This is a genomic window from Streptomyces sp. NPDC050806 (genome assembly GCF_055586425.1).
This window is the reverse complement of record NZ_JBVJIF010000015.1, coordinates 103519-112789: the sequence shown is the minus strand read 5'-3', so window position 1 is coordinate 112789 and position 9271 is coordinate 103519. Positions and strand designations below refer to the sequence as shown.

8 protein-coding genes are annotated in these 9271 nt (G+C 74.6%); all 8 read right to left on the bottom strand.

Annotated elements, in window-relative coordinates; all coding sequences use genetic code 11:
• Nucleotides 1–155: 155 nt before the first annotated feature.
• On the bottom strand, nt 156–638 hold the full coding sequence (locus ACZ6WH_RS36675) for an ATP-binding protein (protein WP_469734157.1): 483 nt from the start codon (nt 636–638) through the stop codon (nt 156–158).
• Between the two features lie 407 nt (nt 639–1045).
• Complete coding sequence (locus ACZ6WH_RS36670; protein WP_469734155.1) at nt 1046–2788, bottom strand: pyruvate dehydrogenase; 1743 nt, start codon at nt 2786–2788, stop codon at nt 1046–1048.
• 161 nt (nt 2789–2949) lie between these two features.
• Nucleotides 2950–4302, bottom strand: coding sequence for a protein phosphatase 2C domain-containing protein (locus ACZ6WH_RS36665; RefSeq protein WP_469734153.1), 1353 nt, complete (start codon nt 4300–4302; stop codon nt 2950–2952).
• A gap of 64 nt (nt 4303–4366) precedes the next feature.
• The gene (locus ACZ6WH_RS36660; RefSeq protein WP_469734151.1) at nt 4367–4873 is read right to left on the bottom strand and encodes a methylated-DNA--[protein]-cysteine S-methyltransferase; all 507 of its coding nucleotides are present in this window, start codon (nt 4871–4873) and stop codon (nt 4367–4369) included.
• On the bottom strand, nt 4851–6311 hold the full coding sequence (locus ACZ6WH_RS36655; protein ID WP_469734149.1) for a bifunctional transcriptional activator/DNA repair enzyme AdaA: 1461 nt from the start codon (nt 6309–6311) through the stop codon (nt 4851–4853). Before ACZ6WH_RS36655 ends, ACZ6WH_RS36660 begins: the two co-directional genes overlap by 23 nt.
• Nucleotides 6312–6407: 96 nt before the next feature.
• On the bottom strand, nt 6408–7532 hold the full coding sequence (gene rsgA / locus ACZ6WH_RS36650) for a ribosome small subunit-dependent GTPase A (protein WP_469734147.1): 1125 nt from the start codon (nt 7530–7532) through the stop codon (nt 6408–6410).
• Nucleotides 7533–7833: 301 nt separating this feature from the next.
• Nucleotides 7834–8634, bottom strand: coding sequence for an inositol monophosphatase family protein (locus ACZ6WH_RS36645; RefSeq protein WP_469734145.1), 801 nt, complete (start codon nt 8632–8634; stop codon nt 7834–7836).
• Nucleotides 8624–9271, bottom strand: coding sequence for a hypothetical protein (locus ACZ6WH_RS36640; RefSeq protein ID WP_469734143.1), 648 nt, complete (start codon nt 9269–9271; stop codon nt 8624–8626). Before ACZ6WH_RS36640 ends, ACZ6WH_RS36645 begins: the two co-directional genes overlap by 11 nt.

Genomic DNA, 9271 nt, shown 5'->3' with positions numbered 1-9271 from the left:
CGGGTTGCATCGCTCCGGATTCCGTGCCGTCTTTTGTGGAGGGGCGCCGGGGCGCCCCGCCCGGGGTGGGCGGGCGGGGCGGGCTCGTGCTGGCCCGCCCCGCCGCCGTGTGCCGGTGCGCGGCCCGCGCGTACGGGAGGTACGGAGAACGGCCTTCAGATCCCCGTGCCGCCCAGTTCGAACCACACGCATTTGCCGACCCCGTGCATCCGTATGCCCCAGGCGTCGGCGAGCGAGCGCACCAGCATCAGTCCTCTCCCCGAAGTGCCTTCGGTGGTCGGTCTGCGGGACCGCGGCCGCCGGGACACGAAGTCCCGCACCTCCACCCGCAGACGGTCGGTCACCGTGGCGGTCACCACGGCCCCCCGGTCGGTGTGCACCAGAGCGTTGGTCACCAGCTCGCTGATGAGCAGCTCCGCGATGTCCGACCTGCCGGTCTCCCCCCAGTGGAGCAGCAGGTGACGCAGATCCTTGCGGACGTCCGCCACCGCCGTGAGGTCGGCGCGGCGCAGCCGGCGCCGGATGGCCCTCGGCCGCTGTCCCTCGGTCCATGTGTCGATGCAGGTGTCAACGGGCCCGGTGATCGGCCCGCCGCCCCGTCCGTGCACCTGCTCGCCCCGTACAGGCTGACGATTCATCCTCCCCGCCCCGAGCGTTCCCGTGTCGCCGATCTTCCGGACGACCTCACGGCGAACCATGCCCACCGGGAGAGATGCCAAGCTTCGCCCCGTGCTCCCGAATATGCCACGGGATGCCCGTTTGGTACCGACCAAGGTCCGGTCCGGCTGTCATGACAAGGGCGGCAGCCCGGCGGCGGCGCGGCCGTCCGTAGGGCCAATTCGCCCCGCTGCCGACCGGTCCGCTGCCGCAGCCGGTGCTCCGCCTCCCGGCGGGCCGTCGAGGGGGCGGGTCCGCCGAGTGGCCCGGTGCGTCTACGTCCGTGTCCGCGCGGCTACGGCGGGCCGTCGCAGCCCGGAAGCCCCTGACGTCTTGTGCCACCGCCGGGCACAGGTGCGGGGCATGTGCCCCGCTGGGCGGGGACGGCTCACATGCGCGGGATGTTGCGGAGATTGGACCGGGCCATCTGCACCATCCGGCCCACTCCGCCGTCCAGCACGATCTTGCCGGCGGAGAGCGCGAAGCCGGTCACCATGTCCGCGCTGATCTTCGGCGGGATGGACAGCGCGTTCGGGTCGGTGACGACGTCGACGAGCGCGGGCCCGTTGTGCTTGAAGGCGTCCCGCAGCGCGCCGCGGAGCTGCTTGGGCTTCTCCACCCGGACGCCGTACGCGCCGGCCGCCCTGGCGATGGCGGCGAAGTCGGGGTTGTGGTTGTCGGTGCCGTACGAGGGCAGCCCGGCGACCAGCATCTCCAGCTCGACCATGCCGAGCGCTGAATTGTTGAACAGTACGACCTTCACCGGCAGGTTGTGCTGCACCAGGGTGAGGAAGTCGCCCATGAGCATGGAGAATCCGCCGTCGCCCGACATCGAGACGACCTGCCGCCGGCGGTCCGTCAGCTGCGCGCCGATCGCCTGCGGCAGCGCGTTGGCCATCGAGCCGTGCGTGAACGAACCGATGACGCGGCGGCGCCCGTTGGGGGTGAGGTACCGCGCCGCCCAGACGTTGCACATGCCCGTGTCGACCGTGAAGACCGCGTCGTCCGCGGCCTCCTCGTCGAGCACGGAGGCGACGAACTCCGGGTGGATCGGCACGTGCTTGTCGACCTTGCGGGTGTACGCCTTGACCACACCCTCCAGCGCGTCGGCGTGCTTCTTCAGCATCCGGTCGAGGAACCGGCGGTTCTTCTTCTCCTCGACCAGCGGGGTCAGGCAGCGCAGGGTCTCGCGTACGTCGCCCCAGACGGCCAGGTCCAGGGTGGAGCGGCGGCCGAGGTGCTCGGGACGCACGTCCACCTGCACGATCGGCACGTCCTTCGGCAGGAAGGCGTTGTACGGGAAGTCCGTGCCGAGCAGGATCAGCAGATCGCACTCGTGGGTGGCTTCGTAGGCGGCGCCGTACCCGAGCAGACCGCTCATCCCGACGTCGAAGGGGTTGTCGTACTGAATCCACTCCTTGCCGCGCAGCGCGTGGCCGACCGGCGACTTGATCTTCTCGGCCAGTTCCATGACCTCGGCATGGGCGCCCGCCGTACCGCTGCCGCAGAACAGCGTGACCTTGCCGGCCCCGTCGATCATGCGGGCGAGCTGTGCGATCTCCGCGTCGCCGGGGCGGACGGAGGGCCGCGAGGTGACCAGCGCGTGTTCCTCGGCGCGCTCGGGCGCCGGCTCGCCCGCGATGTCGCCGGGCAGCGCGACCACCGAGACGCCGCTGCGGCCCACCGCGTGCTGGATCGCGGTCTGCAGGACGCGCGGCATCTGCTTGGTGCTGGAGATCAGCTCGCAGTAATGGCTGCATTCCTGGAAGAGCTGGTCGGGGTGGGTCTCCTGGAAGAAGCCGGTGCCGATCTCGCTGGAGGGGATGTGCGAGGCCAGGGCCAGTACGGGGGCCATCGAACGGTGCGCGTCGAAGAGGCCGTTGATGAGGTGGAGGTTGCCCGGCCCGCAGGACCCGGCGCAGGCCGCGAGCCGGCCGGTGATCTGCGCCTCGGCGCCGGCCGCGAACGCCGCGACCTCCTCGTGCCGTACCTGCACCCATTCGACGGCCGAGGTGCGGCGGATGGCGTCGACGACGGGGTTCAGGCTGTCGCCGACGACTCCGTAGAGCCGCTGGACCCCGGCCCGTGCCAGGATGTCGACGAACTGCTCGGCCACGGTCTGCTTCGCCATCGCGCGCACGCCCTTCGGGTGGGGATCAGTGGCTCGTGCCGCCGGCGGGGTTTTGCCCGTCTTTGCGGCATCGGGTCGGTTCTACCACTCCTCCCCGGAGCGGCCCCGGAAGGCGTACGGCGCGCTGCGGGGCCCGGCCCCCGCGTCCCCCGGCTGCCGTTTCAGCCGTCCCAGACCGCGGCGGCCGTACGGTCCTTCGCGTGCCCCTTGAGGCGCAGCTGGGCGTCGGCCAGGAAGGCGGTCAGTCCCGGCGGCTCGGTCTCGGCCCACCGCCCGGCCAGCCGCGCGGCGAAGTCGGGCGCCTCGCGCAGCGGCTCGGCGAGGCCCGCGCTGCACAGCAGCAGGGTGTCGCCGGCGCGGGCCACCGAGGCACGAAAACGGAACGGTTCGCCCGCCGCGCCGGAAGGCCCGCCGACCGTCGGACCGTCCGCCGTACCGGTCCCGTCGGCCGCCGTACCGGTCCCGTCGGCCGCCGTACCGGTCCCTTCGGCCGCCTCCCCGGCGCTCTCGTGGCTGCCCGGCGCCCGGGTGACGCCGAGGTTCATCGTCGGCTCCGGGTCGGCGAGGCCGCGCTGCGCCGGGATGCCGGGCGGCCGCGTGCCGTACCCGACGACCGGTCCGCCGGTCGCTGCCGCCGGTGGCAGCGGCGGCTCCAGGTCCTGCCAGACGCCGTCCCGGAGCCGGAAGAGGCCGCCCCCGCCGACGCCGAAGAACACCCGGGTGCGGCAGGCGGGGTCGGCGGGCAGCAGCAGGCAGCGCAGCGACGCGGTGTACGCGTGCGGCTCCAGGCCCAGCTCGGCGGCGCGGGCCCGCAGCCGGCCGTAGCCGCGGTCGGCGAGCCGCTGCAGCCCCGACTTGAGGGCTTCCCGGCGGCCGCTGCGGATGTCGTCGGCCAGCCGGGCACCGGAGCGGCCGACGGCGGCGCCGATCCACCGGCAGGCGTCGCGGGCTGCCCGGTGGCCCTCGGGCGAGGCGTGCGCGCCGGAGGCGACCGCGACCAGGATCAGGGTCTGCCGCCCGGCGCCGAAACGGGCGGTGAGCAGGGCGTCGCGGCGCGGGTCGCCGCGGTAGCGCGCGGAGTCGCCCCGTACGGAGGCGGCACGCAGCGTGAGCGTGCCGTACTGCGCGCCGTCCAGCTCGGTGTCCGGGACCAGCCCGGCGAGGTCGGCCGGATCGGCGGCGGGCAGCGCGACCGGCTCGGCCGCGTACGTGGGCGGCCGGTCCCCGACGAACTCCACGGCGGGCGGCGGCACGGGCGGCGCGAGGGAAGCGGCCTCGGCGACCGGCCAGGGCTCGCCGGGCGGCGGCGCGGTGGGCGGCGGCACGGCGGGCGCGGCCTCCGCGACGGGCTCGGCGCCGGCGGCACCGACCGCACGCAGGGCGGAGTCCACGCGGTCGTCGAGCGAGTCGGGCGCGGCCGAGGGGCCCGCGTCACCGGGCTTGCCGTCACCCGCTTCGTACAGTTCGTGCCACCAGTCGTCCTCGTGTCCGCGTGTGTCCCCCTGCTGGCTCATGCCCCGTATTGTCCATCGCGGGTGGGCCGGGAAACAGTGCACGAACGGGTGCTCCGCGAACGCATCAGCGGACCGCGGCGGCGCCCTCCAGCGCGAGCAGCGCGCGCTTGCGGTCCAGGCCGCCCGCGTAGCCGGTGAGCGAGCCGTCGGCGCCGATGACGCGGTGACAGGGGCGCAGCACCAGCAGCGGGTTGGCGCCGATCGCGGTGCCGATGGCCCGTACGGCGGGCCGCGCGGCACCGATGCGCCGGCAGATCTCGCCGTAACTGACGGTCTCGCCGTACGGCACGCCGTCCAGCGCCGCCCAGACGCGCTCGCGGAAGGCCGTGCCGCGCGCCGCCATCATCAGGCCGAACTCCCGGCGCTCGCCCGCGAAGTACTCCTTCAGCTGCCGCTCCGCCTCGGCGAAGGCGGCCGGTTCGCGGGTCCAGTCCGGCGCGGGCACGACGCCGCCCTTCTGCTCCGGGACGGAGAGGGCGGTCAGCACCGTGCCGCCCGGGGCGCCGGCCGACGCCTCGCCCACCAGGGTCAGCCGGCCGAGGGGGCTGTCAAGCTGCGTGTAGAGCGGCATGGTCGCAGATGTCCTTCTGGTCGTGGTCTTCGGATCCGGGTGCGGCACCGGTACTGAGGCCGGCGTGCCGGAGGTACTGGAGGGCGTACGAGCGCCACGGCCGGTGGTCGGCGCCGGCGGGGGCGAGGCCGGGCGGGCCCACGTCGGGGTCGCCCAGCGCGCGCCGCCTGATGACCGCCGCCGCGGCCGGGCCGACGCCCGGGAGCGCAGTGAGGGCGTGTTCGGCGGCGTCCCGGTCCGCGCCGGCTTCGAGGTCGACGGCGCCGTCGGCGAGCGCGGCGCACAGGGCCCGCACCCCCTCCCCCGCGTCGGCCGCCACCAGTTCGGCCGGGGCCGGGAAGAGGTGGGTGAGCGTGCCGTCGGGGGCGTCCAGGGGCTTGCCGTACGCCCGCACGAGGGCGGCGGCGCGCTCCGGAGGACCGCCGAGCACGGTCCGTACGGCCAGCTCGGCAGGGTCGGCGGCGCCCGGCGAGCGCAGCCCGGGGCGGGCGGCGACCAGCGGCCGGAGCAGCGGGTCGGCCGCCAGCCGGGCCGCGACCGCGTACGGGTCGGCGTCCAGGTCGAAGAGGCGGCGCAGCCGCTGGCTCGCGGTCGGCAGGTCGCGCAGGTCGGTGAGGTGCAGCCGGCTGTCGAGCCAGTCGGAGCCGGCCGGTCCGCCGGGCCTGCCGGGCCGCTCGTCGACCTCGGCGACGGCGGTGCCGTACGTGAGGCGGAGGGTGCGGCGGTACGTACGGGTGCCGGGCCTGCCGACGATCTCCTCGATGCCGGGCACGGCCGCTGCCGCCAGGTCGTCGAAGATCTCCCGGGCGGCGTACGGGCCGCGGAAGGCGAGCCGGAGCGGGACGCCGCCGGGCGTGCCGCCGTGCCCCGGCGCCGCGTGGCCGCGGGCGCGGGCGCGCAGCTCGCTTGGGGTGGAGCCGTAGATCTCCCGCATGGTGGCGTTGAACTGCCGGACGCTGGCGAACCCCGCGGCGAAGGCCAGTTCGGTGACCGGCAGCGGGGTGGTTTGGAGGAGGATCCGCGCGGTGTGCGCGCGGCGGGCGCGGGCCAGGGCGACCGGACCGGCGCCCAGCTCGGTGGTGAGCTGGCGCTGCACCTGGCGGGCGCTGTAGCCGAGCCGGTCGGCGAGGCCCGCGACGCCCTCGCGGTCGACGACGCCGTCGTCGATGAAGCGCATGGCGCGGCCCACGAGGTCGGCCCGGACGTTCCAGTCGGCCGAGCCGGGGACGGCGTCCGGGCGGCAGCGGCGGCAGGCCCGGAAGCCGGCGCCCTGGGCGGCCGCGGCGGACGGGAAGAACCGCACGTTGACGCGCTTCGGGGTGACTGCCGGGCAGCTCGGACGGCAGTAGATGCCGGTCGTCACCACGGCGAAGAAGAATTCTCCGTCGAAGCGCGCGTCCCGGCTCGCCACCGCCTCGTACCTGCTGCTTTCGTCCATCACACCGTCCAGTGTGCGGGATCCCGGCGACGGCTTCCGGCGGAAATCGGACATGGCGTCCGGGCCGCCCGCGCACGGGCGGCCCGGACCGCCCGGCTACCCCCGCGTCCCCCGCTTCCGCTCGCCCATGTGCCGGCCGAGCGCCTGCTTCTGCTTCCAGTCCCGGCGCAGCTCGGCGCGGAGCCGGGCGTCGGTCTTGGCGACCAGGCGCTGGTTCTCGCGGAGCAGCTTGCGGTAGCTGTCCAGGCGGCGCTCCGCCAGCTCGCCCGTGTCCACCGCCGCCAGCACCGCGCACCCGGGCTCGGACGTGTGCGCGCAGTCGTGGAACCGGCACTCGGCGGCCAGCTCCTCGACGTCGGTGAAGGTACGGGCGAGGCCGTCCTCGGCGTCCCACATGCCGACGCCGCGCAGCCCCGGGGTGTCGATCAGCACCCCGCCGGCGGGCAGTACCAGCAGGTCACGGGTGGTCGTGGTGTGCCGGCCCTTGCCGTCCCGGTCGCGTACCGCGTGCACGTCCTGCACGTCGGCGCCGATCAGGGCGTTGGCGAGGGTGGACTTGCCGGCGCCGGACCGGCCGAGCAGGACGGCGGTGCCGCCGGCCAGCGCCGCGGCGAGGACGTCCAGGCCCGCCCCGGTGGCGACGCTGACGCCCAGTACCTGCACACCGGGCGCCGCGCCCTCGGTGTCGGCGACGAGATGGGCCAGGCCCGCCCCGTCCGGCACCAGGTCGGCCTTGGTCAGGGCGACGAGCGGGGTGGCGCCGCTCTCCCAGGCCAGGGAAACGAAGCGTTCGACGCGTCCGAGGTCGAGGGGTTCGGCGAGCGAGACGGCGATGACGGCGGTGTCGAGGTTGGCGGCCAGGATCTGGCCGTCGGACCGCTTGGAGGAGGCGGAGCGCACCAGGGCTGTGCGCCGCGGGAGCAGCGCGCGGACGACGGCGTCCGGCCCGCTGCCGGGATCGATGACGGCCCAGTCGCCGGTGCACGGGACCTTCAGCGGGTCGCCGGTGGCCACCGGCGCGGTGGAGGCGAGGACGGTGCGGACGCCCTCGGCGTCGGGCACGACGGCGTCCACCCGGCCGCGGTCGATGCGCACGAGGCGGCCGGGCAGCAGGCCCTGCCCGGCAAAGGGGGCGAAGCTCGCCGCGAACCCGTCGTCCCAGCCGTACGGCGACAGCGGGCTCGACGAAGACGCGGCAGATGAAGCAGAAGAGAGAGTCAAGGGAAACCCTTCACAAGGGCGACCCCGGCACTGCGCGCCGCAGAGGGCGCGAGAAGAGAAGCCGAAAGTGTCAGCCGGGGATCGCGGAAGCGGAACTGATGATCGTCCGAGTGCGGGCAGCACCCATCGCAACGACAGCCATCGGTCACACCTCCTTCGTCATCCACAGCCGAACCACACGCCGGCGAACGGCAATCGGCCGGTCGTCGTGGCGTGCGGCCCCACCGTAGCCCTGCGGCCGACCGGCACGCCACGCAATTTCCGCCGGGAAGGCCGGCGGCTTCTCACCCGGGGCACCTGATCACACAGCGCACCTGAGGCGCCCCCAGGCCAGGTTCTCCCCTCGCGCCGCCACGAAACTCCGTCCCTCCGGTGGTCCGGTGTGCTCCGGTGTGAACACCTGGCCGTCCAGCGTGCGCAGTTCGGCCCCGGCCTCGGCGGCCAGCAACGCCCCGGCCGGCAGGTCCACCCCCTCGGCGCAGTACCCCACGAACGCGTCGATCGTCCCCCGCGCCAGCAGCACCCACCCCAGCAGCGGCGCCCACAACTGCAGCACCCGCCAGGACCCGCGCTCCAGCTCGGCACGTATCCGGGCAGCCGTCGGGTCCCGGCCCACGCCGTACCCCTGCGTCCAGGCGACCACGGGTCCGGACTCGGGGAGGACCGAGGCGGGCCCGGGGAGCCGGCCGGCGGGTCCGTATGCGCCCCGGCCTGCGACGGCGTGGAAGGTGGAGCCGGTCACGGGCTCATGGACGACGCCGAGGACGGGTTTCCCTCCGTCCATCAGGCCGATGCCGACGGCGTACGCGGGCAGCCCGATGGCCACGTTGTTCGTTCCGTCGAGGGGGTCCACCAGCCAGGTGCGGCCGCCTTGAGGCCCCTCGCCCCCGGCCTCCTCGGAGACGATCCGGTCGTCCGGAAATGCCTCCCGCAACCGCGTCAGGATGATCTTCTCGGCGGCGAGGTCGAGGTCCAGCACCACGTCCCGGCCGGCTTTGGCGTGCACGGTGTGCGCGGAGTTGAAGGAGGCGGCGAGCAGGGCGCCGGCCTCCTCGGCGGCGGCCATGGCGATGCGGCGTTCACGGTCCAGGTCACCCGGCATGCAGCCTCCTCAGGGCGGTGCGCAGCAGTCGCGAGGTGTCGGCTCCGGCGCAGCGGCGCCGGGTGGTCGTGCGGTCCCGGCCCCGGGCGTCGACCGGGCCGAGCGAGAGGTCCCGGCCGCCGGGGCGGGAGCGGCCCAGGACGAGGGTGGCGGCGGGCCCGTCCGAGCGGGAGGCGTGGAAGAGCCCCGCGGGGAGACGATACGTTTCGCCTGCCGTGCACACCTCGGGCGGGCACGGGTCGCCACGCACCAGGGTGTCGGTGGGGTGCACTTCGTCCCTGCCGTCGGCCTCGCTGAGCACCTCGTATATCCGGTGCGTCGGCTCCCCGGACTCGGCCACGTCCATCGGCTCGTGCGCGACACGCCCGTACAGGACGTGACTGGTCAGGTCCCAGCTGTGGGCGTGGTGCGGTTCGACACCCGGCTCGGTGTCGGTGCCGTGCCCGAAGAAGTGGAGGCAGACGCCGAGTTCGCCGTCGCGGACGACGGGCAGGCACACGAAGCCCAGCGGATGGTGGACGACGGGTACGTCAAGGGTCTCGGCCGACACCTGCTCCAGCAGGCGCGCGGAGTATGCGGTGGCAGCGGCGGCGGCCATGGGGCCGTCCAGCTGCTGCTCGAGGTCGTGGAAGTGCAT

Bases quoted from the DNA above. Each gene is read 5' to 3' on its own strand.
- ACZ6WH_RS36675 (WP_469734157.1), bottom strand. From the start codon at position 638: ATGAATCGTCAGCCTGTACGGGGCGAGCAGGTGCACGGACGGGGCGGC.
- ACZ6WH_RS36670 (WP_469734155.1), bottom strand. From the start codon at position 2,788: ATGGCGAAGCAGACCGTGGCCGAGCAGTTCGTCGACATCCTGGCACGG.
- ACZ6WH_RS36665 (WP_469734153.1), bottom strand. From the start codon at position 4,302: ATGAGCCAGCAGGGGGACACACGCGGACACGAGGACGACTGGTGGCAC.
- ACZ6WH_RS36660 (WP_469734151.1), bottom strand. From the start codon at position 4,873: ATGCCGCTCTACACGCAGCTTGACAGCCCCCTCGGCCGGCTGACCCTG.
- ACZ6WH_RS36655 (WP_469734149.1), bottom strand. From the start codon at position 6,311: ATGGACGAAAGCAGCAGGTACGAGGCGGTGGCGAGCCGGGACGCGCGC.
- ACZ6WH_RS36645 (WP_469734145.1), bottom strand. From the start codon at position 8,634: ATGCCGGGTGACCTGGACCGTGAACGCCGCATCGCCATGGCCGCCGCC.
- ACZ6WH_RS36640 (WP_469734143.1), bottom strand. From the start codon at position 9,271: ATGCACTTCCACGACCTCGAGCAGCAGCTGGACGGCCCCATGGCCGCC.